This window comes from Verrucomicrobiota bacterium (genome assembly GCA_016871495.1).
GTDB lineage: Bacteria > Verrucomicrobiota > Verrucomicrobiia > Limisphaerales > VHDF01 > VHDF01.
The window spans coordinates 51,544-74,516 of the sequence record VHDF01000014.1 but is presented as its reverse complement, the minus strand read 5'-3'; the positions used below and the strand labels follow the sequence as shown (position 1 = coordinate 74,516).

Below are 22,973 nucleotides of genomic sequence, written 5' to 3'. Positions count from 1 at the left end.
CGGGGATTGGAGCCGGGACGCAGCGATGGATGGGGCGGTCCGGCACGGGGGCATGCGGCTGACTGAGGTTGTGGTGGCGGTGACAGGAATACGGTATCAGGCAGCGGCCCGGCGGGTGAAGAACGTGACCCTTCCATGCTCTCCACGCGCCTGGTTCCCTTGGTCGCTCCGCAGGCTGGGCAGCCTGCGATACAGCAGACAGGGCTGTCTGCGTTACCACGACAACCCGGTCATCGGCAACTTCGGGATGCACCGATTGTCCTCCGTCTCCATTGTCTTTCTACCAGAGGGATCGGTTATCACGTCGCCGCGGCAGTTGCCTTGGCAGTCAAGGATCCCTACGGCTTGGGATTTCGGCGGGACAAGGTCTTGGGGACGTAGCCGACGGTGGTCTGAATGGCGTGGGTGCAGGAGCAGCCGGCGCTGCTTTCTGGCGCGAGCAGCATGCCGCCCGCCGGGATCAATCCCAGCCAGCATCCACCCCGGATGCCCTCAAACTGGATCCGCTTGTCGCTCGCCAGGTCCCACATTCCATGGAAGTAATGCCGGAAAAACAACGCGTTCTTGCTCGCCGACATGGTGCCGCAACCCCTTCGCTCCGGCAGATCCGTGCGCAAGGTCTTCCCGGTCTTTAGATCGAAGGATCGCTGATCCGAATAGTACACCCCGTCCACAATCACCGGGTGTTGGAGATGTCCACTATGGTGTCCCTTGTCTTCCTTGTGGGATTCGGACCAGATCATTTCGCCGCCGAGCACGATGGGACTGCCGTCCGCCGTTCCTTGCACTGGAGCGGTGAAAGCGTAGGTGTGAAAGTGCTTCTCGGAATCCGTGCCCGTCGCGACCAGCGTGTTCGCACTGTAGCTAAGATAGGTCATGAACTGAAGCTTGGAAAAATCATGTGGCTTCTCCCAAAGCGGCTTGCCGGTCTTGAGGTCCAAAGCCACGAGGCGCAGATCCGTCAATAAGCCGGGAGCGATCCGGCCCGTGGCTGCTTGCAGAGCGGCGGGGTTGCGGCTCTCGATGAAGAAGATCATGCCGTCACCGATCGTGAGGGTCGAATTCAGAATGGCTCCATTCTGATACCGCCACCGCGTGTCACCCGTGCCTGGATCAAGCGCGAACAACATGTTGCTGACCACCCGGCTGATTTGATCCGGTTGATAGTCCTCATACCATTCACCGTCGTCTCCCTGATAACGCGATTCCTTCTTGATCCGGCTCCCCAGGAGCAGTCCGTCGGAGACAGCGAGATAGCCCCATTCGGAGTTGGCGTTCAACTCGGTTTCCGGAACCTCGAAGCGCGTCCTTCGAACACCGGTTTGTCCATCGATGGCAATGCAATAGCGCTGGTGGGCGAGATAGAGCGTCTGATCATCCGCCGCGCTGTTGCTGCAATCGCGAGGCATGTTGGTGCGGCGGACCTCGGGAGCGATCGTGGTCCATAGAATCGATCCATTGTAGGCATCCAATCCGAACAAAATGCGGTCGCCTTGGATGTAGAGCCGCCCATTGACGCTCAAGGGCGCGGGGTTGCGCGGGCCGCGATCCGGCATGGGCCGGGGTCCGGGATCGCCCCACCAGGCGACTTCGAGTTCGCCTTGCACGTGTTCGTCGAGACTCGCGGAGGCGTTGTTGGGCGCTCCGTATTGGTGGCTCCAATCACCGGCGCCGGTGAGACGGGGTTTCCGATAGTGAAGCCGGATTCCCCCAGCGTCTTCCTTCAGGCTGGAGGCGAAGGCAGTGCCTTGCGCCCATTGTTTCCAAGCCGCCGGGTCCGGGCGGCGATGGGCCGTGGAACTTGCGGAGGAACTCTGCAGCCAGACTGCTCCGCCGGAGGGCCGCAACAGGCGGTCCACTTCCGCCGCGCTCCAGGCTGGAGGCAGGCCGGTTTCGCGGGAATGTTCCGACACGATCAAGTTGGCCAGGAACGTGCCATGGGGAAGGCTTTTGGCATCGCTGCGGTGCACGCTGGCGCGAACCCCGTAGAGGCCTGCCTCATCGAGCCGCTGGCGGACCTGATGCGCCACGGATTCATTGGATTCCACGACGAGCAGCTTGAGGCTGCTTTGTCGGGCCAACTCGATTGCCAGACTGCCGTCCACCGCTCCGAGCACCACACACCATCCTTCGCGGATTCCGGTTCGGTCGAGGATTTCGCGAGCGTGGGCACGGGCTGGATCGAGAGGCGTTGGTCCGGGCGGGGCCGGTTCGACTTCATAATAGAACGAAGTGTCGAGGAGATAACGTTTGCTGAAGTGCGGTTGCTCCCCTGCAAGAGGAGCATGGAGGCGGAAGCGGTACTCCGTGTCGCGGCGCAGTCCCGTGAGCTCGACCTGGTGTTGGCGCGTGAATTCGGGCGTCGTGAAAGTCCGGGTTTGGCGAACCGGGTCGGCGAGCTCCAGCCGCGTGGGCATGGGCGAGGCGGTTTCCCACGAGACGCGAGCGGTGGCGCGGTCCACCCAATCGACGAACGGACCGAACGAAGGTTCCAACCGGATCGGTTCCGGCGCGGGCGCGGGGAACTCGGCCCGGCGCGAAGCGTAACGTTCCGCGATTTCTTTCGCATCCAAGGCGCGTTGCCAGAGACGGATTTCCTGAATCGCGCCCTGGGTGGGATAGTTTTCGTCCTGGTCCTGATAGGCTCCGATCACCACAGGACCGGAGGTGGCGTACCAGACGGGTCCGCTTTGCTCATTGGTGGCGGCGGCGAGTCTTCCGTTGACGTAGAGCCGCTGCCAGGTGCCGTCGTAAGTGCCGACGACGTGATGCCAGCGGCCCTTTTCGAATGGTTGGTCTGCCGAAAGATACGTGAGGCGTCCGGCTTTCTCGGTGGCGACGCCCAAGGCGAAGCGATCGGTGCGGAAGCCGAGCAGCAGGCCGCGCTCGAACTCGCCGTTATCCTGGATCGCGCTGAAGATTCCGCCCCATTCCTGAGTGCGATCGACACGCACCCACGATTCCAGGGTGAGGGAAGTTTTGGGAAGCAGCGCTTTCGTGACGGACTCGGCGACGAGAAGTCGTTCTCCCCGAGCCGGGAGTTCGATTCGGCCCGGTGGCGGGTCGGCAATGAACTGGACTGGGCCGGAGGGTGTGATGTCCGGGCCGCCGCGCCACGCTTTGATGACGCTGCCCTGCCGACGGTCGGGACCGAACGACCACCAGCAGAGCAAGCCGGGTTCAGTGGCGGCAAGCAGCGGAGCGCATTGTAAAGCCAACCCTAGCGCCAGGATGCATAGCCGGGCGATGGCCGGTGCATCCGCAGGCGGTTGGTGATGCGCGCTGGAGCGCCGGGGCGCGGCGTTTACGCCGCTTCGCTGATGCGTCGCCCCATCTCGAATCATTGCCAGCGGGTGCGAGGACATTGAAGCAGCGTGAACGCCGCGCCCCGGCCAATGCCTTGCGGACGCATCAGGAATGGCGGAAGCGCGCGTTGTGGATCGGATTTTCATGAGGTCAAAGGGGGGTAGCGAAAGGAATTGCGTGCTTAACGGAACTGAAGTGGACGCCCGGTCGAGTTGATCCAAAACGGCCAGCTTGGCGGGCCTGGCTTCCAACAAAGGACTGGCCCAGGCCTCAAACTCAATGCTTCGTTGGTAGGCGATAAGCTTCTCATGGTCGAAATGGATCTTGGAGTGGCTTATGGCTTTCTGAGTAAGAGCTAGAGCAGGATCGAGAATAAGAAAGTGGCGTCGGCTTCATCCTAAGAGCCTGTTTGGAAATTGGGCGGGGTCCTGCGGCGAGAGATTTTGGCGGCGGCCAAGGCGGCGAGGCCGGAGCCTCCCCAAAGCGGGCTGTAACGGCCGAGCCAACGCAGGCCGCCGGCAAAAGATCCGCCGCCCGAAGGGTTTTCGCGGAAAAGGCCCGCTGGCTTTGTTGCTCGTCGGTCACAGGGCGCTGGCGGCCATGCTCCCTCCTCGCGCCTCGCCATCGGGCCTTTTCCGCGAAAACAAAACCCCGCCGAATTCCCAAACACGCTCTAAGGCGCATGCACATCGCTCCCATCATTGCGGGCATAACGCGGAGAGTTCTCAGCGGTCGCTGCGGGGACAGTGGACGCCCGGGCGGTGGGTCTGCCGAAGCTGTGGATCACACCCTCGTCCGTGGTGGCGATCAAGAGTCCGGAGGAAGCGGCCAACCCGTAGGCCTTGCCTTGGACGGGAAGGGTCCAGAGTGGTTCTCCGGTTTCGGCCGTGAACCCGGCGATTTCGTGCTCTCCGCCGGCGATGAGGGTTTCGCCTGCCAGGATGAGGTGGTACGGCCAGGTGGATGGGCGCTTCCACAGAATGCAGTTTTGCATGGCCTCGGTCATTTCATCGATTCGAGTGCCAATCCGCGTCAGATCGTCCTTGAGCTTTTGCATCGACGATTCTTCATTGGGTTTCTTGGCGAGCTCCTTCAGCCGCTTGCCGACGCGGCTTTGCTCGAGAGTCAAGTTCTTGCGCTGTCGGGCCAGGTCGAGGTAGCGCGCGCGGTCCAGTGCGGAGAGCTCGGTATCGGAGTGAAGAAACGATCGAGTGGGCGTGACGATCATGTGGTTCCCCTCGAAGGAAGCGAGTTGATCCTGGCGTCCATCCTCCACTGCTCCGAGCTGTCCCGTTTTGCCGGGGCCGAAGATGAGCATATCCCCGCTGAGCAAGGCATAAGTGCCGCCGGCGCCCTCCACCACTTGCAGACGCTTGCCGCCGGCGAGATCGCAAACCACGGGATTGTTGCGTCCGGCCGGATAATAAAGCCGCGAGCGCGATGCGAGCAGATAGCCCTGCGCGGGCAGATCCGTTTGAATTTGGCGCCACTGAACTTCACCGGTGGCGGCGTTCAACGCCAGCAGATGCACGCCTTCGGACGGGAACATGCCGGCCGCGGCATAGGCCACCCCGTCCTGCACCACCACTGAAGTGCGCACCGGCCACACGGAGATGACGCGGCCATTACCCGGAATGCGGCGGTCTTCGGGTCCGCCGCGTTGTTTCCAGATCAAGGTGCCGGACTGGGCGTCCAGGCAGTAAATGTTTCCATCATCGGATCCCGCGTAGATCTTCCCCTGATGCCAGGTCGGCGCGAGCCGGACAGGTCCTTCGGTGAAATAGGCCCATTCCAAGCGGCCATTGGACGCGTTGAGGCAATAGATTTTGTCGTCGGCGGAGGATCCGAAATACAGGCGGCCGTCAGCGAGAATGGGATGAAATGTGCGGTCAAAGATTTGCCGCGCTTTCATATCATAGACTTTGTTGTAGCCATCCCACTTGGCTTCGCCTTGCCAGGCTGGTTGAGGGCGGTGGCGGGAAGTCCATTTCCAAAGTTCCGCCGGACGGACGGGCAGAGTGTCCGTCGATATTCCTGACCGGGCGTAATCGCTGCGATAGGTCGGCCAATCCGCGGCGAGCAGCGACAGCGACAGCAGGAGCGGAGCGATCAGGAGGAACGTCCGCGGATTCCGCCCGTGCGCGAATGTGAAGAGAGAGCGTGAATTCATGGCGGTACCTCTCGAAGTGGGTGGCAGAGTAGCGCAGGCTGCGGAGCCTGCTGTTTCGCCGACTGCCTGTCGGCGATGGGAGCGAGAATCGAAGACGCTTTTTTCTCCCAAAGCGCCTCGTTCCCATGACCGCCTCGCAGGTTGGGCAACCTGCGATACAGCAGATAGGGCTGTCTGCGTTACGACGACGACTCGGTCACCGCCGACTTCGGGAAGCACGGAATTCATGGCGCGGATTTCGCTACAGGATTGGATCAGCGGGTGGACTGCCGGACGATGCGGCCTTGTTCCATTTCGAGCGTGCGGCTGGCGTGTGGTGTTGTGTCGTGGCCATGAGTGACCACGACGACGGTGCCGCCCGTTTCGCGGAACGCGGAGAGTTTTTCGAACACGATGGCCGCATTGGTGGGATCGAGATTTCCGGTGGGTTCATCGGCGAGGATCAGCGAAGGATTCTTCACCAGGGCTCGAGCCAGGGCGGCCCGCTGCCGCTCCCCGGCGCTGAGCATGTTCGGCAAGCTCCGTGCTCGGTCGGACAGTTTCAGTGAATCGAGCAGATCGTCTATTGAACGCGGGGTTTTCGATGGCGACTCCGCCAGGCCCGCGGCGACGTTGTCGCGCACTGAAAGATAGGGGATGAGATGGAAGAGCTGAAACACGAATCCGACTTCCCGTGCGCGCCATCGATTTCGCTCGGTGGCGGGCAGCCCATAAAGTTCCGCGTCGCCGAACACCACGGAACCGCGCGTCGGACGTTGCATGCCGCCCAGCGTGAGGAGGAGGGTTGATTTGCCGCAGCCCGACGGACCCTTGATCACCACGAATTCTCCACGCTCGACGCGCAGGGAGACTTCGTCCAGCGCTTGGATGCTGCCGCCGGGCGCGGGGAAAGCCCGTGACAGACCGGTGCAAGACATCAGGGATTGAGCCATGAGGGTTCAGTCTGCGCGCAAGCTGAGCGCGGGGTCGTCGGCCAGAGCTTTCAGGGCGGGCGGGAGCGAGGCAATCGCCGCAAAAAGGGGGGTCCACGCGAGCGCTTTCCACAGGAGTTGAGGATCCGCCTGCAAGCTCTTGGCGGTGACTTGAAACAGAGAGGGACCGGCGGCAAGGGCAAGGCCTGTTCCGAGCGCGAAGCCGGCGGCGGCGCCGAGCAGTCCCAACAGGACTGCTTTGCCCAAGAGCAGTCCGGCGAGGCGTCCGGAGCCGTGCCCCAAGGCTCGCCACAATCCGATTTCCGCCCGGCGTTCGCGCACATTGAGCCAGGCGAGGAGGCCCACCCAGGTTCCGCCGAAGCCCAAGGCGAGAGGCGTGGCGTAGGCGGCCATTTTCTCGGCCATCTGTCTCTGGCGCGCCCGCGCGTCGGCCAGCGTTCGAAGTTGGAGCACCTTGGCCTCCGGCAGCGCGGTCTCGATGACTTGGCGCAGTTTGGAAAGAGGATCTTGATCCGCGGTCAGGCACAAGCAATCGATGGCCTTGATCTCGTTGATGCGATGGGGAGATTGAAGCACGGCCTGGGCGTCGCGGAGCGAGGTGAAGATCCTCAAATCCTCATCCGTGCCGCTTTCAGACAGGGCTTTCTCCACCCGGAGTTTTTTCCCTGCCAGCTCGAACGTGTCTCCTTTCTTGACCTGCAAACGTTGCGCTACGCTGTGGCCGAGGAAAGCCTCGCCCGGTTTGATGCGAAAACCCATGGGCTGCCTGCCCTCATGGGGGCTGACGATGGTTTCGCCCAAGCCGGTCAGGATGGCGGAGGCTCCGGCCAGCGCGACGCGTCCTTCCAGCGCCGGGGTGAGATGGTTGAAGGTGACAAAAATGCCACTCTGGTCAGCCAATGTCCGGACGGTGCTTTCCGGCATGGTTTGATCGGAGAAGCCATGGGTCCAAAAATAATCCATGTCCGTGGTCTTTGGGATGATGCGGAGATTGAAGCCCAGGTCACGCATGACACGCCGCGTTTCTCGCTCGGCCGCGCCGGTGGTCATGCGCAACGCGACGAGCAAGGCAACGGCAATGGTGAGTCCGACCGTGCTCAACAAGGCGTTGATCCAATGATGCCGCCATTCGCGGAGAATGAGAGACAGCAAGGTCATCCGCGATCCTTTCCAACCTTGACCCACCACCATCCGATGGTTCCCACGCCCAACAGGGTTGCCAAGGCGATGAGGCTCAAGGGAAGAGGTCGCGGGTTTTCCGCGGCGGTCGCGAGCGAGTTTGGTCCCGTGACTGGCGCAGGGCTCCCCGGGATCGCTTTCGCGTGTGTGTCTCCGGTCGGTTTCTCTTCCAGCGGGATGCTTCCGAGGTTCCCGCTCGGATCAGGTGTCTCCTCTCGATCGACGTCCGCGGCGGGCAATTCATCCAGGGCGTTTTCCGAGTAGCGCAAGGCCTGGGTCTGAGCCGGCAACTTCCGGCGAGGACCGGCGCCGGGACCGCGATGCACGATGCGGCTGATTTCCGTTCTGACCATGGGGTTTTCAGGATCGAATCCCAGGGCCCGGGCTGTTTCTTTCTGGCGGTCTTGATCCCAACGTCCGGGGAGAACCGGGCCTTTCATCCAGGAGCGGTCCAATTCGCATTCGCAGTCCTGGCCGAGGATGGCGAGGTGTTCTTGGAGGGCGGTGCGAGTGATGAGGGCGCCTTCGAGAATGCCGCCCAGGCGGCGGGCGCGTCCGAAAACCACGGCCACACGAGGATCATCGGATCGAGCCGAGTCGAGTCCCAGACCCCAGAGAGCGATGGATTCGCCGCTCTGCTGGTTTTGAGAGACGCGTCGCAGGACCGGGGGTGACTTCACGGGTTTGGGCATCGACGGCATTTGGGTCGCGATGTGGCGGATGGCTTGTTCCGCCATGGAAACGACGCGGACATTTTCGGCTTCGCGTTCGCCATCGAGCAGCAGAACCACGGCAAAATGGCGCAGAGAAGCCTCCTGCAGATCTCGTCGCAAGGGAGATTCCGCCACCGACTCCAAGAGAGCGGTGATGGCCTTCGGTTCAAGCGGCAAAGCGGTTCCGCGCGCCAATTCGAGACGGCGCCCATTGCGGTCGCGCAAAGACGCGGCGGGCACTTCATCGAGTCTCGGTTCAACGGATGTGAATTGAATGTTCGCTTCGGAAAACACGGTGACTGCCGTTCGCCGATAATGTTGGATGACGGAGGCATCCCGCACCCCTTGCAGTTCGAACGAGTACGACTCCTCGCCGAGGTCTACAAACCCGGTGTCTCTCACCGAATAGCGGCAAGCGAGCGCGTGACTTGCCAGCGCCAGCCACGAAAGCAGGGCGAGGCAGGGAAGTGAATGATGGACCCGCGGTTTCATGCTCCCCCTAACTTACCCAGATTTCCGCAATCCGCACAACCCGCTACCCTGTGAATTCGCAGTGACTTCCAGGACATGCCGCGCAGGTCGCCGACGAGGAGCTTTCCGGCCAAAGGGCGGCCCAAGCCGGTCAGGACTTTGATCGCTTCCATGGCGGCGAGTGAACCCGCCGTGGCGCTGACCGCGCCGAGCACCGGAAAGCGCCGGGTCCAGTGCGGGTTCGGCTGAGGATAGAGGCAGCGCAAACACGGGGTCCGGCCGGGAATAATTGTGGTGAGGTGCAGTTCCAGTTCATGCACCGCGCATTCGATCATGGGTTTTCCCAGGTGAACACAAGCCTTGTTGAGTGCGTATCGTTCAGAAAAGAGAGGGGCCGCGTCGATGATCACGTCCGCTCGCTGTGCCAGCGATTCCACATTGTCCGGCGAGATGTTTTCCGGGATCGCCTCGATGTCGAGGCGTGGATTGAACGCGCGCAAACGTTCGGCGGCGGATTCGACCCTGCTTCGTCCCAATCCGGCCTGGGTCATGAGCGTTTGGCGGTTGAGATCGCTGGGTTTGATGCTGCCCGCGTGGGCCAGAATCAGCTTTCCCACCCCTGCTGCTGCCAGCGACCACGCCGCGGCGCCACCGAGTCCGCCGACGCGTGAAACGAGAACCGTGGCGGATTTCAGGCGACTTTGCCCTTCCTCCCCCAGACCTGGCACGTCCAATTGCCAGGCATAAATGGATTCTTCTTCGGGCGTGAGGGAAGAAGAGGGGAGATGGGGGGCCGGGTCCATTTCAGGATTCGATGCGGCCGTCGCGGAGGAAGAAGTTTCGATCGGCGAGGCGCCCGGCTTCGGTCGCGTTGTGGGTGATGTGCAGCACGGTGACCCCCGCGCGTTTCTGGATAGATCCCAAGAGCTCGCACATGGCATCTCGCGTTTCCTGGTCCAGGGCGCTGAGGGGTTCATCCAGGCAAAGCACCCGCGGTTGAAATGCGAGCGCCCGGCCCAGGGCGATTCTCTGGCACTCCCCTCCGCTCAGTCCATGAATGGGACGTTCCAACAACGGGCGCAGTCCGAGCCAATCCGCGATTTCATCGACGCGCCGGGCCTGTTCGGACGTGCTCCAGTTTCGGACGGAGAGGGCGAAGCCGAGTTGCTCCCGCACCCGCAAGTGGGGAAAGAGCGAGGGTTCTTGGGGAACAAACCCAATCCCCCGGCGGGCTGGCGGCCAATCTGTCACGTCTTCTTCTCCCAGCCAAACACGACCCGACTTGATCCAACGAAGTCCGCAGATCGCTTCCAACAAGGTGGTTTTTCCCGAACCGGTTTTGCCCATGAGGACGCCGTAGAGGCCGGACGGCAATTCGAACGACACGTCGCGGAGTTCGAACGAGCCGGCGTGCGCATGCAAGCGATCGATACGAATCATACGCGTCAAGCCGGGCCGGCCTGGCCCAAGTTGGGTTCGCCACCCCAGCGGCGCAGCAACAGCAGCGCGATGACCGCCGCCATCACCATCAGGAGTGAAACGGCGATGGCGGCCTCAAGATTGCCGACGCTCAATTCGAGAAAAACCGTGGTTGAAAGGACCTCGGTTTTGAACCGTGTCGCCCCCGCGAAAACAAGGATCGGACCGAACTCTCCCAGCGAGCGAGCCCAGGCCAGGGTCGCTGCCGCCAGCACTCCGCGTTTCGCGGCCGGTAGCGCCACCCGCCAAAACGCCTCCGCCCGCCCGCATCCCAGCGTCAACGCCACTTGTTCCGCCCGGGGATTCATTTGCTCGAAGGTGGTGCGCATCGTGCGAACCGCAAAGGCGCAGGAGACCATGAATTGCGCGAGGATGACTCCGGGCACCGCGTAGGTCACCGGAAGCACACGTTCGATCATGCGCCCCGGGGCGGTTTGAAAAAGGATGAGCAAACTGAGGCCGATGACCAACGGCGGCAGGACCATCGGAATATCCACCAACAAATCCACCAGGACGCTTCCCGGAAAACGGCGACGGGCCAGCAGGTAGCCGAGCGGAATCGCCACCCAAAGCGACATCAAGGTGGTCAGGGTGCAGGAGAGCAAGCTGAGCCGGATGGCGTAGCGGATTTCCGAGGATTGCAGCGAAGTCCAGAGGTGGCCCGGGGTTGTGTAGGCGAGATCCGCCAGCAACAGGGCCGCAACCATGACCCCATAGCTCCCGCCCAACACCGCCAGCGCAGCGTAAAACCGGCGGTCCGCGGAGGAAAGCGGGGCGGTGTTGGTCGAAGCGCGCTTCATGGCTTCGGGGTTCTCCGCCACTTGAAACCTTGAGCGACAAACCGGTCTTGCGATTCCGGAGAAGCCAGGGCCTGGACCAAACGGGCCATCAACCGCGGATAAGCGGTGTGCCGTCCGACCGCGACGGGTTGGATCGCAAAGGCGCTTGGCCAGTCGACCACGAAGAAGTCCATATGAGCGGCGGCGGGCTTGGCATTGGCTTCGTAAACCAGCGCGGCATCGAGCGCGCCGGCCCGCAATTGGTTGATCAGGAGGTCCGCGGTGGGCGTGCGCACGACGACGTTGGACGCGACGGCATCCGCCAAGTGTTGCTCCCTCAACACTCGCAAGGAAAGTGCGCCCAGGGCGCTTTGCTCCTCGTGGGCCAGGCCGAGTTTCAATCCCGGACGCGCCAGGTCGGAAAGCGTTTTCAATCCCATTGGATTGCCCGGCTTGACCGCGATGACCATTCGCGTCTCGGCCAGTTCAAGCCCGGCGTGGAACTGTCCGGCGACCGGCTGCAAGAACGACACGTCGCACGCCACGTAGGCGTCCGGCTTTTGCCCGGCGCGAATCTGCGCGGTCAACAAGCCGCAGCCGTTGTAAACCCGGGAAATGCTGACGCCTTCGCGTTGCTCGAACCGCCGCAGCGTTTCCTCGATGGCCAATCGATTGACGCCTCCGCTGTAGACCACGATCTCGGGCCGAACCGCCCACGCGTCGCCTTCCACTCCGCGAAAACCGAACCGTTCGAAATGAGGAACGCCACGCTGCGGGGATCCGAGAAAACGCGCCAACTGCAAGGCTTCGGCAGGCTGCAGGCTAAAGGCGAGCACGCTGGCGGAGATTTCCGACTCGACGGATCCGAGGAATTCGCCCGGAACCGCTTCCAATTCCGGATACTGCCTGACCGTCGCATCCCACACGATGGCCGCGTCCGCGCTGCCCAGTTTGAGATCGTTCGCCAGGTCGTTGACGGTGGGCTTCAGCGCCACGGCTCGCGACGACAGGCTTTGCCACCGGCCTTGCGCCATCAGGCGTTCGCGGGCCAAACGTCCGATGGCGGCCGTTTCAGGGTTGGGCAGCGCCAGGCGGACATCCCCGCGTTCCAAGTCCTCAAGGTTGCGTATTTGTTTGGGATTCCCCTTGGCCACCGCCAGCACGGGAGACATGCGGGCCAGGGGAATCGTTTCGGCGACGAGTTGGTTGGACCGGGCCGCTTGCAAGTAGAAGTCATCCGCCGCGATGAACAGATCCCCTTGCTTCGCGATGCGCAGATTGCTGAGGAGAGTTCCGGACCCGCCAAACTGAATTTGAACCCGCCGTCCGGTCTCGGCTTCAAACTCGTGCGCGGCCTTTTCAACCGCGGGTTTCAATGCGGCCGCGCAATACACGAGCAGGGATGGGAGAGGCGTGGATGAATGGCGCTTGCCCGTGGCGGGCGCGGGCTTCCAAGCTAGGAGGAAGATAAGCAGCGCGGCCAGGCCCAGGGAACCCAAGGTGACCAAGCGTGCCAAATTCATGCCATTTGCAATGAAGGATGTTGCCGCAAACTTCCCGGCGTCCGGAACCCGGTCCGGTCACTTCTCCGTGACCACTTCCAGGCCCTGCCAGTATCCAAACTCATGATCCCAGCTGCTGGACGCGTTTTCGAGAGCCACTTCGATGCTTTTCCCAGCATACTCGCTCAGATCCACCTCGACCATCTTCCAACGCGGTTCCTTCGAATTGATTTCCTGCCTTTTCACGTCTTTCCCGTTCACGCGCGCGATGAAAACCCAATCCCCCCGCTCATGGGCGGTCAGCGCGACTCGTATCCGGGTTCGTCCGTCCGAGGGGACGTCCAGTCTCCGCTCGACGCGGGCGGGTTCACGCTCGTGGAAGGGATGGGTGATCAGAACGTTCCGGCGGCCGGCGAACTCGGCTTCCTTGCGCGGCAATCCTTCGGCGGCGCCGCTTTTTATCCGCCATTCCGGATTCCACAAGGCGACCGACTCTCCGTCCGTCGCGATGCCGAGCGCCGCGGAGGGCTTGTCGTCTCCCACCAGCTCGCGCCAGCGTTCGGGTGTCATGGGCTTCTGGTCCTGGGGCGGATTCAGGATGTACCAAATCATGTTCCGAAAGTCTTCGTCCGGCATTTGTTCCAGCCCTTCAGGCATGACGGAAAGTTCGCTGACCCGGCGCGAGGCGAGATTGGATTTGGCCACCACTTCTTCTTTGGGACCGGCTGCCAGCAGTTTGAGCGACACCTCATTCTCCTCGACGAGACGGCCGGAAACCGTGCGGCCGTCCTTGGTCTCGAGTTCGACGTTCTCGTAACCTTTCCCGATGATTTCGTTGGGATGAATGACGTTGCGCAGCAGCGCGTCGAGCGTGGAGCGTCCGACCCCGGTGAGGTCCGGCCCCACTTCTCCCCCTTCGCCGTGGAACTTGTGGCAAACGAAGCAAGTTCGAGTGGCGACATCGCGCCCCGCGCCTAAATTCGGAGAACCCGCCAGCGCCACCTTCCGCTTTTCCGCGAGGCGCTGAAGTTTGTCGGAATCCGCTTCCCGGAACTGGCCGATGGCGCGGAGGGCGTTGTTGCGCAGGTATTCATCGCGATGATTGACGAGGGTGCGAACGACGGCGGCGGGAAGGTCGCTGGGCGAGATTTCGCGGCGTTCGATCGCGGCCAGAAAGGATCGAGCCCAGTTGCGCCGGGAAGCGAGGGTGTCGGCCGCGGCCCGTCTGGCGGCGGGAGTCAAGCTGGCCCACCGGCTCACGATGGTGTCGGGCACGGTGTTCCCCCCGGCTTCGCTCAAGGCCGAGAGCACCTCGACGGCCAGGCGATCCGGCGTTTGACCTTGAACCAGCGACAACATCGCTGCGCGGGCCGTGTCGTTGTTCAACTGGCGGAGCGAGCGCGCGGCTTGCAGGCGGTTGTCCAACGGGGCTTGTTCGTCCTGGAGGGTGCGGATGGTTTGCAGAATGGCCGCGGCATCGCCCCACAGCGTTCCCAATTGACGTCCGCGCTCCTGCACCACCGGATCCGAGTGCCGGGACAAACGGGCAAGCAATTCGCCGGTGGGAACCGTGGGCACGAGCGCCTTGCCGCGCTGGCCTTCCAAAAGGCCGCTGATGGCGTTGACCGCAATTTCAGGCGACACGGCCAGTGCCTTCTGCACGAAGTCCACCGCAAGATCGATCTTGGTGGCGTCGTTCATGTCGCAGAGCCGGCGAGCCACTTTGCGCGCCAACTGACCGGACAATGGCAGGTGCTCCCGTCCGGATTCCGCCAGCCATTGGAGAGCCGGACCCGGATCCTCCACGAACAAGGGTTCGACCGCCAGCCAGACGGCGAACGGGATCAGTGGATCCTTGGCGTCGGCGGATTTCTCGATGAGCGGCACCAGGATGCCCGCCCAATTCATCCCTGCTCCCGAGGGAGGAGGCGTGTTCACCGTCAGGGAACCCGAGGTGAATTGGCGCGTGGCCACCGCGACGGAAAAGCGAACCGACGGATCCTGATCCGACGCCAGCAGGATCAAGCGATCGGACGCTCGCTCGCTCGCGAGCCTGCGTTCGCCGGTGAACCTCGCTGCCCAGGAACGCAGGGCCGGTTCCGAATCCCTGGCCATTTGGTCGAGAAACGACTCCTCCAGCAGTTCCGTGCTGTGAAGGGTCCAGAAAGCGAACAACCGCGTCTCCAACGGCTTGTTCGCCGCTGTCGCCAACGCCGCCAAGTCGGAACGAATCGAAGCATCCTTCTTCTCGCGAAGCAGGCGCTGAGCCACGCGGCGGTGCCAGATGTTGGGATGATCCAGAAGCGCGGTCAGCTCGCGGGGGCTGGATTGGGAAAGATCCATGTCCTTGCCGGGACGGCTGGGGACAGGTGCGCCGGGGCGGTCGCCCGTGAACACGACACGCCAAATGCGGCCGTGTTCCCGATCGACGCCCTCAGGATCGGCATTGGCGTTTTGGTAGCACGGATACCGGTCGTACCAATCCATCACCCACAACGCGCCGTCGGGACCCGTCTGAGTGCTGACGGGGCGGAACCAGCCGTCGTTCGCCAGCAGGAAATCCGCTTCTTCGGAGGCTTTGAAGCTCGATCCGTTGGGAGTCAGCCGGTCTTGGTTGAGGGCGCTTTGATGGATGTTGCCCATGACGACACGGCCCTTCCACTCCGCCGGATATTGATTTCCCTGGTACACGTTCACGCCCGCGTAGGCTGCCATGTGATGCTTGTGATCGACGATGGACCGCAGCAAGTCGTAGACGTACGGGTTCGTGGGCACGCCGCTTTGGCGGACATAACTGCCGCCCGGGGCGAGATGAAACAGATGATCGATCACGCAAGCGCTGACGTAGGCGTTGCCGTACCGGTCGAAATCCACCCCCCAGGGATTGCTGGTGCCGTCGGCGTAGACTTCGAACTTTCTCGTGCCGGGATGGAACCTCGCCAGCGCGGCGTTCATGTGCACGGGTGGAGCCGAAGGATTCGCCGGATCGATGACGTTTGCGAACGTGAACACGCCGTGCGTCATGTAGAGCGCGCCGTCGGGCCCCCAAGCAAACCCGTTTAATAACTCATGGCGGTCTTCGAGCCCGAAGCCGGTGAGAAGGATCTCCCGCTGGTCCGCCTTGTCATCGCCGTTGGTGTCCCGGAGGAAAAGGAGATGTGGTGCTTGACCCACATACGCTCCGCCGTTGCCGAACAAAAGTCCGGTTGCCAGATTCAATCCGTCCGCAAAGACCGTGACCTTGTCCGCCACGCCGTCCGCGTCGGTATCTTCCAGGATCTTGATTCGGTCCCGCGATTTCTCGCCGGGCTTGGCTCCCTGGGGATATTCGTAGAGCTCCAACACCCAGAGACGTCCGCGATCGTCCCAAGTCATGGCGACGGGATTGACGACTTCCGGTTCGGCGGCAAAAAGGCGGACTTCGAAGCCCGGGGGCACTTTGAATTTCTTCTGCGCTTCGGCGGGGGGCAGGGCGGACGTGGTGGCGGGGGCGTGTTGTCCTCCCACCTGCTTGCCGGGCGGCTTGTTGGTGTAGATGGGGAAATCGTAGGACTTGCCGTTGCGCGTGGCGGCCTGCGCGGGCGTGCCGAGCAGCAAGCAGCAGGGAAGGAGAAGAAGAGCTCGCGAGAGGATCATGGCGTGGCGGCGATTGGAGTTTGGCGGCGCGGTTCGATTGAAAACACACCCGTCCCGATCAGGGCGGACCGGAGTGCGCCAGGAAAGGAATCGGCGGGCGGCAAGCGGGAGTTTTAACCCAATCCAGCTGGGCCGCGTGATTTTTCGGGAGGTTACGGGCCTTCCGCCGCAGGGTCAACTGCGAGGGAATGAAGGTCCGGCGCAGCGCATGGCCGTGCACCACAGGTTGTCGCCGCCATCATAACTCCCCCTCTCCTCCACAGCGTGGAGGAGAGGGTCGGGGAGAGGAGGAGCGTGGGAATGCATTGCCGTCCCATGGCTCGAAGGCCCCTCTCCCCGGCCCTCTCCCCGCGCTGCGCTGCGGGGAGAGGGGGGCTCACGGTGCGAGTGTTGAGTCGCGTCCGCATCGAGCAGCGCGACGAGCAGCAACCGCCCGGAAAGGCATCGGCTTCCTTGTGAGGGAAGGCTTGCGCGAGCGCGGTCTTGCCCCTGCCGCCGTGGAGGCCCGCTGCCATCCGCAAGCGCATCGGCTGGATGATTGAACTTTAGCGGCGAATAGAATCTTGAGATTCACCGTGATCTACCCACTGGCCTCCGAGGTAAACATCAGGTGAGCCCTGGAGCAGGAAGGGCAGGGAACACTTTGAATGAGTGTTTTCGGAACCATCCTGTTTCAGGCCGAACTCGAGGTGTGGATGTCTGTTTTCAACGGGCCCGAAAGGGTTTTCAAAACAAGCTGCGTTTTTTTGGCCATCCTGCTCAAAAGAAGACAGATGCGGGCACTTCAGCGCTTGGGGCCATGCACCATTGAAGTCTTCGTTCAACTGATGCATGCACTCCACAACTGATTTTCATTCTGCCGCCGGAGTACCATTACCCAAATGTGTCAGAGGATTTGAGCGTGTATGAATAGATTGTTGGATCTTCATGAAAAGAATGTGAGACGTGGAGAGGGGCGGATGGCATCGAGGTAGCTAGAGCCAGGGCGTCATCAGGGAACACAGATTCCTTGGTCAAGAAGTATTCAACCTCAACGAACAACAACCCACTACACCTACACATGCCTCCCTACTCCCCACGATCGAAATCAAGAGGGCAGCTCTTGCGCAGTGGTTCCCTATGGCGAACGCTTTCCGCCGGGGGTGCGCTTGCCGGAACCGCTTTGCTCGCAATCGGTCAGGACTCCAGTCGGATCGAGAAACTTGAGCAGGAGAATCAGGACCTCCGCAAGCGCCTGACGGCCATCGAGACCGTCGCCCAAAAAGAGGGCATCCTGCCGAGCGGAAAGGAAACACCGAAGCTGATTTCCGCGGCTTCCGAAATCACCATCAGCGGTTATGTCCAGGCCTCCTATTTTTACAATTCGAAGGAACCCTTGGACAAGAAATCGGACGGATACTTGTGGAACACGACCCACAATTCGTTCTCGCTCAACAAGGTCAAAGTCACTCTGGCCAGCCCGCCGGTGGAGCGCAGCGGTGACGCCTGGGATGCAGGTTTCCGCACCTCCATGATCTGGGGTGAGGACGCGCCTGTCCTCAACACCGGCGGAGCTTATCAGGGACTGGAGAATCTTCGTGAGGCATTTGTTGAATTGAATGTCCCGATCGGCGACGGCCTGAACATCAAGGCCGGTCAGTTGATTTCCCTCTTGAATTATGAGTCGGGTGACGGTGGCGCGGCCAATCCAAACTTCTCGCAGGGATATCAATGGTTCTTTACGGGCAACGGTCCGTCGGCCGGTGTTCAACTGGGCTATACCTTCACGGAGTGGCTCGATCTCAAGCTCCGCGTTCAGAACGGCATGTATGCGGGTCCGATTGATGGCAACAACGGCAAGACCGTGATCGGCAGCATCGGACTCAAGCCCAACGAGAAACTCTGGGCCAACCTGATCGGTTTTGGCGGCGACGAATCGAGCACGATGAGCGTGAAGGGGGGATCCGTCCTGGCCGGTTATGATATCACCGAAAAATTCCACACGGGATTTGAATTCGATTACTTCGTCTTCGACCCCGCGGCGGGCACCACCGCGGATCTTTGGTCTGTGGGCGGCTGGTTGTGGTATGATTTCACGGAGAAATTCGGAATCGCGCTTCGGGCGGAGCATCTTGAGGACAAGGACGGTGGTGGTTTGAAGGGCATAGGTCTTCCGGGCCGCCCTCTCAGTGCCATCCTTTCGCCTGATCCCGACGGCTCCATTCAAAGCCTCGCGCTGACCTTCAACTGGAAGCCGACTCCGATGATCAAGGTTCAGCCGGAAATTCGGTATGACCACACCTCCTACAGTGGTGGGTTTGATACGGCCAAGGACCGCGTGATTTTTGGCGCGGGTGTCAGCTATCTGTTCTAAGTCTCAGCAAGGTCTGTTCGACCCCTTGAGGGCTGCGTGAACACGTCGGCCCCTTTTTCCAAACTCCTAACAATCCAATCCCTATTCCCATGAAAAACAAGTTCCTAAAGTATCTTCTCGGATCCGCCTTGTCGACGGTACTCGTTGCGCAGGCGGTTGCGGAAACCGTCAAGGTGGGCATCCTCCACTCGCTCAGCGGCACGATGGCGATCAGCGAAACCTCGTTGAAGGATGTCCTCCTCTTCACCTTCGACGAGATCAACAAGGCCGGCGGGGTCCGCGCCGGCGGCAAGTCCTATTTGATCGAGCCGGTGGTGGTGGATCCGGCCTCAAACTGGCCCTTGTTCGCCGAAAAGGCCGAACAACTTCTGGTGAAGGACAAGGTTTCGGTCGTTTTCGGTTGTTGGACGTCCGTGAGCCGCAAGTCCGTGCTGCCGGTTTTCGAGCGGCACAACGGCCTGCTGTTTTATCCCGTTCAATACGAGGGTGAGGAGCTTTCCAAGAACATCTTCTACACGGCGGAGGCTGTGAATCAGCAGGCCATTCCGGCGGTGGACTACATGCTCGCGGAAGGGAAGAAGAAGTTTTACCTCCTTGGTTCGGACTATGTGTATCCCCGCACCACGAACAAGATCCTCAAGCAGTATCTGAAGTCGAAGGGGATTCCCGATTCAGACATTGAGGAAATCTACACGCCTTTCGGACACACGGATTACCAGACCATCGTCGCCTCGATCAAAAAATTCTCGGCGGGCGGGAAATCTTGCGTGATCAGCACTTTGAACGGGGACACCAACGTGCCCTTCTTCAAGGAGTTCGCCAACGCCGGTCTGACCAGCGAGAGCTGCCCCGTGGTTTCCTTTTCGATCTCGGAGGATGAATTCCGCGGTCTCCCTGCCAAGGACCTTGTCGGCCATCTTGGTTGCTGGACCTACTTCATGTCGACCAAGTCTCCTGAGAATGCCAAGTTCGTCTCGGATTTCATGACCTGGTTGAAAGAACCCAAGGTCACGGGTGTGGACTACACCGTCAGTGGAATCGATACCAAAGGTCGCGTCACCTGCAGCCCGATGAATCTATCCCGCATGGGGGTTCATCTCTGGAAGATGGCCGTGGAAAAGGCCGGATCTTTCGAAGTGGATAAAGTTCGTGAAGGCATGTATGGCCTGAAGTTCAAAGGTCCCGCGGGCGAAGTCACCATGCAGAAGAATCATCACCTAGTGAACAACGCCTTCATCGGTGAAACCCTGGCCAACGGCCAATTCAAGATCATCAAGACCATGAACGGCGTCGCGGGCGAACCGTTTAGCTCCCAGTTCCTCACCGTGCGGTAAATCACCCCGAGCCGGCGGCCTCCCTTGGGCCGCCAGTCATCTCGGCGGCGGGCGGGTGAATCCCCGTTCGTCGCCGGCGGCCTCCCTTGGGCCGCCAGTCATCTCGGCGGCGGGCGGGTGAATCCCCGTTCGTCTGTCCGCCGCCTATTTCTCCTCGATCCAGAGCCCGCCTCATCATGTTCGCCAGATCACTCATCACTTCGCTCGTGCTCCTGATGGGGTTCGGCTCGCCCGCGATGTTGCGTGCCGATGCGGCTGCCCGGGCGAGCCTGATGAAGGCGATCCTGAGCGATGACGCCACCGAACAGGCGGCCCTGATCCGCGATCTCGCGCATACGCCTGATCCGCTGATCGAGCAGGTGCTCGGGGCCTGGCGGTTGGGCAGTCTTTACATTCATGAGGGTCCGGGAGGGCTCAAGCTGCCGTTTCTTCTGGATCCCGCGACCGACGCGGAGGGCAAAGCGCAGGGGCTCCAATGGCCCGCGTCCGAGCCGATCAAGGATGCCTCCGGCAAACCGCTTCTTTTTTCCGCTAGCGAGCTGACTCCGGCCGACACCACTGCGAAGCTGCGCAAGGTCATCAAAACGACCCTCGATCTCTACGCGCTAGCCCGTCCTCAACCGCGCCAGCGCCGGGATGCGGTGGTCAAGATCGGGCAGGAACAAAACGCCGATTACCTTCCCTTCCTCGAAGCGCGGCTGAAGATTGAATCCGACAAGGAGGTTCGCCAATCGCTGACGGAGGCGGTGGCCCTGACCCGGATGGTCTCGGATGATCCCGGCATCCGGTCGGCGGCCGTCACGCTCCTGGGCGAAATTCGTTCGATCCAATCCGTGAGCTTTCTGCAAAAGCTTCGGGAAGACGTCAAAGCAGGCCGGGTGAAGGATGAGGCGACCGTCACCGCGGTGCATCGAGCCGTGGACCTGATCGAAAACTACATCTGGTGGGGCAATCTGTATGGCACGGTGTTCCGGGGATTCAGCCTTTCGGCGGTGTTGCTGCTGGCGGCGCTCGGACTGGCGATCACCTTTGGATTGATGGGGGTGATCAACATGGCACACGGCGAGGTCATGATGGTCGGGGCTTACACGACCTATGTGGTCCAGAATCTGTTCAAGTCGGCTTTTGGCGCGTCGGGTGCGGGGTTCGACAGTTATTTTCCAGCGGCACTTGCGGCCTCGTTTTTTTTTGCCGGCCTGGTCGGGCTCGCGCTGGAACGCGGGATCATCCGGTTTCTCTATCAACGTCCGCTCGAGTCGATGCTGGCCACCTGGGGGGTGAGCCTGCTCTTGCAGCAGATCTTCCGGCACATTTTTGGCGCCGCCAATGTCCAGGTCAGCTCGCCCCGTTGGCTCAGCGGAAGCTACGTGGTCCATGACGTTTTGCTGGCCTACAACCGACTCTTCGTCATCGCGTTCGCCGTCCTGGTCGTTTTGGGAACCTGGCTGCTGCTGGTCCGGACCCCGGTGGGTCTGCAGATCCGGGCTGTGATGCAGAACCGGGCGATGGCGAGTTGCCTCGGCGTGAGAACCGATCGCGTCAACATGCTCACCTTCATGTTTGGATCAGGGCTGGCCGGGATGGCCGGCGCCTGCCTTTCCCAAATCGGAAACGTGGGCCCTAGTCTCGGCCAGAACCACATTGTGGATTGTTTCATGATCGTGGTGATGGGCGGGGTCGGAAATTTATTGGGAACCGTGTTTGCCTCCCTGGGGGTGGGGGTCACGGACCAGATTCTCCAGCCGTGGCTGGGGGCCGTGATGGGTAAAATCACCGTGCTGGCCGCCATCATCTTGTTCCTCCAATGGCGGCCAGCCGGTCTTTTTGTCACACGCAGCCGCAGCCTTGAGGGTTGACCCTATGAAGGAGGGTTTCTGCAAAGTCGAACTGCTGGTCGTGGGCCTGATTGCTCTGGTTGCACTCCTCGTCCTCCCCTGCCTGAACGCGTTTGTTCCGAAGGAGAGCGCCTTTCACATCAGCAGCTTCACCCTCAGCGTTTACGGTAAATACCTGTGCTACGGGGTGCTCGCGTTGGGGGTGAACCTGCTCTGGGGTTACACCGGATTGCTCAGCCTGACCCAATGCCTTTTCTTCGTGCTCGGGGGTTACGCTCTGGGCATGCACCTGCTCCTGATGGTCGGAAAACTCGGCCAGTACAAGGCCGACATTCCGGATTTCATGGTGTTCCTGGAGTTCGCCAAGAAGTATCCAGACACTGGCGGACTCCCTCCCCATTGGATTCCGTTCAAGAGCTTCGGTTTCGCCGCCCTTGCCACCGTCTGGGTGCCGGCGCTGGTCGCCGGTTTGTTTGGCTGGCTCGCCTTTCGCTCCCGCATCAAGGGAGTGTATTTTTCCATTCTCAGCCAGGCCCTGACCTATGCCGCCACGCTGATGTTTTTCCGGAACGATTTCACGTTCGGAGGCAACAACGGCCTGACCGACTTCAAATTCATTCTGGGCCACGACATCAATTCTCCCGCCGTCAAACGAACCCTTTACATCGCGTCGGGTGTACTGTTGCTGGGTTCCTATGGTCTCTGCCGATGGCTGACGACCACCAAATTTGGACTGATTCAGCGGGCAATCCGGGACAGCGAGAATCGGGTTCTCTTTTCGGGTTACGCGACGGCGAACTTCAAGCTCTTTGTGTTTGTCCTTGCGGCAGCCTTGTCCGGTCTCGGCGGGGCGCTTTATGTTCCGCAGGTGGGGATCATCAATCCGAGCGAAATGGCTCCGGAGAAATCGTTGGAGGCTGTGGTTTGGTGTGCGGTGGGTGGGCGGGGAAACCTCCTGGGGCCGATTCTCGGCGCCGTGGGGTGCAATGCGCTGAAAAGTTGGGCCACGCATGCCTTTGCCGAGCAATGGCCCTATATTCTTGGGGCTCTCTTTGTGGTGGTCACGCTCTTTCTGCCGCAAGGAATCATCGGAATCCCGGCCCAGATTTCAGCGTGGAAACGAAAACTTTCCCAATCTCGCCAACCTCCCCCGGCCGACACGCAAGCCCAACCTATGGCTCCCGGCGTTCCGTGCAAACCACGATGAAAGGATTTCCCGCTTCCTCCGGATCTCCTTTGGGGAGGACGACAACCCTCCACACCACGGGTGGATGGCCTTGGGCT

General features: G+C 61.4%; 15 protein-coding genes and 1 pseudogene. 4 read left to right on the top strand and 12 right to left on the bottom strand.

Translation table 11 applies throughout. From position 1 onward, the window contains the following. Positions 1-338: 338 nt before the first annotated feature. From FJ404_05085 to FJ404_05030, 12 genes and pseudogenes are all read right to left on the bottom strand, one after another. A complete protein-coding gene (locus tag FJ404_05085; GenBank protein ID MBM3822262.1) occupies positions 339-3,452 on the bottom strand; it encodes a hypothetical protein in 3,114 nt (1,037 codons plus the stop codon). 33 nt (positions 3,453-3,485) lie between these two features. Next, positions 3,486-3,629: pseudogene (locus FJ404_05080) on the bottom strand (four helix bundle protein). A gap of 350 nt (positions 3,630-3,979) precedes the next feature. Next, a complete protein-coding gene (locus FJ404_05075) occupies positions 3,980-5,476 on the bottom strand; it encodes a hypothetical protein (protein ID MBM3822261.1) in 1,497 nt (498 codons plus the stop codon). A 254-nt stretch (positions 5,477-5,730) separates the two neighbouring features. Continuing rightward, complete coding sequence (locus FJ404_05070; GenBank protein MBM3822260.1) at positions 5,731-6,396, bottom strand: ABC transporter ATP-binding protein; 666 nt, start codon at positions 6,394-6,396, stop codon at positions 5,731-5,733. An 18-nt stretch (positions 6,397-6,414) separates the two neighbouring features. Beyond that, entirely contained in the window at positions 6,415-7,458 is a 1,044-nt protein-coding gene (locus FJ404_05065; GenBank protein MBM3822259.1) for an FtsX-like permease family protein, read from the bottom strand. A gap of 104 nt (positions 7,459-7,562) precedes the next feature. Then, positions 7,563-8,792, bottom strand: a complete 1,230-nt coding sequence (locus FJ404_05060) for a hypothetical protein (GenBank protein MBM3822258.1) — start codon at positions 8,790-8,792, stop codon at positions 7,563-7,565. Next, the gene (locus tag FJ404_05055) at positions 8,789-9,574 is read right to left on the bottom strand and encodes a HesA/MoeB/ThiF family protein (GenBank protein ID MBM3822257.1); all 786 of its coding nucleotides are present in this window, start codon (positions 9,572-9,574) and stop codon (positions 8,789-8,791) included. Before FJ404_05055 ends, FJ404_05060 begins: the two co-directional genes overlap by 4 nt. A 1-nt stretch (position 9,575) precedes the next feature. After that, positions 9,576-10,211 (bottom strand): ATP-binding cassette domain-containing protein, encoded by a 636-nt coding sequence (locus FJ404_05050; GenBank protein MBM3822256.1) that lies wholly within the window; start codon positions 10,209-10,211, stop codon positions 9,576-9,578. A gap of 5 nt (positions 10,212-10,216) precedes the next feature. Beyond that, entirely contained in the window at positions 10,217-11,050 is an 834-nt protein-coding gene (locus tag FJ404_05045; protein ID MBM3822255.1) for an ABC transporter permease subunit, read from the bottom strand. Next, positions 11,047-12,552: a molybdate ABC transporter substrate-binding protein gene (modA, locus tag FJ404_05040; protein ID MBM3822254.1), complete on the bottom strand. Its 1,506-nt coding sequence runs from the start codon at positions 12,550-12,552 to the stop codon at positions 11,047-11,049. Before modA ends, FJ404_05045 begins: the two co-directional genes overlap by 4 nt. 57 nt (positions 12,553-12,609) lie before the next feature. Continuing rightward, positions 12,610-16,167, bottom strand: a complete 3,558-nt coding sequence (locus FJ404_05035; GenBank protein MBM3822253.1) for a dehydrogenase — start codon at positions 16,165-16,167, stop codon at positions 12,610-12,612. 545 nt (positions 16,168-16,712) lie between these two features. After that, complete coding sequence (locus tag FJ404_05030) at positions 16,713-17,000, bottom strand: hypothetical protein (GenBank protein ID MBM3822252.1); 288 nt, start codon at positions 16,998-17,000, stop codon at positions 16,713-16,715. A gap of 227 nt (positions 17,001-17,227) precedes the next feature. Between FJ404_05030 and FJ404_05025 the strand changes: the two genes are divergently transcribed. The 4 genes from FJ404_05025 (at position 17,228) to urtC (ending at position 22,896) form a co-directional block, all read left to right on the top strand. Further along, complete coding sequence (locus FJ404_05025; GenBank protein ID MBM3822251.1) at positions 17,228-18,520, top strand: hypothetical protein; 1,293 nt, start codon at positions 17,228-17,230, stop codon at positions 18,518-18,520. Positions 18,521-18,609: 89 nt separating this feature from the next. Then, positions 18,610-19,854: an urea ABC transporter substrate-binding protein gene (gene urtA / locus FJ404_05020; protein ID MBM3822250.1), complete on the top strand. Its 1,245-nt coding sequence runs from the start codon at positions 18,610-18,612 to the stop codon at positions 19,852-19,854. Between the two features lie 239 nt (positions 19,855-20,093). Continuing rightward, positions 20,094-21,710 (top strand): urea ABC transporter permease subunit UrtB, encoded by a 1,617-nt coding sequence (gene urtB / locus FJ404_05015; protein MBM3822249.1) that lies wholly within the window; start codon positions 20,094-20,096, stop codon positions 21,708-21,710. A gap of 4 nt (positions 21,711-21,714) precedes the next feature. Further along, entirely contained in the window at positions 21,715-22,896 is a 1,182-nt protein-coding gene (gene urtC / locus FJ404_05010; protein MBM3822248.1) for an urea ABC transporter permease subunit UrtC, read from the top strand. Positions 22,897-22,973: the final 77 nt, after the last annotated feature.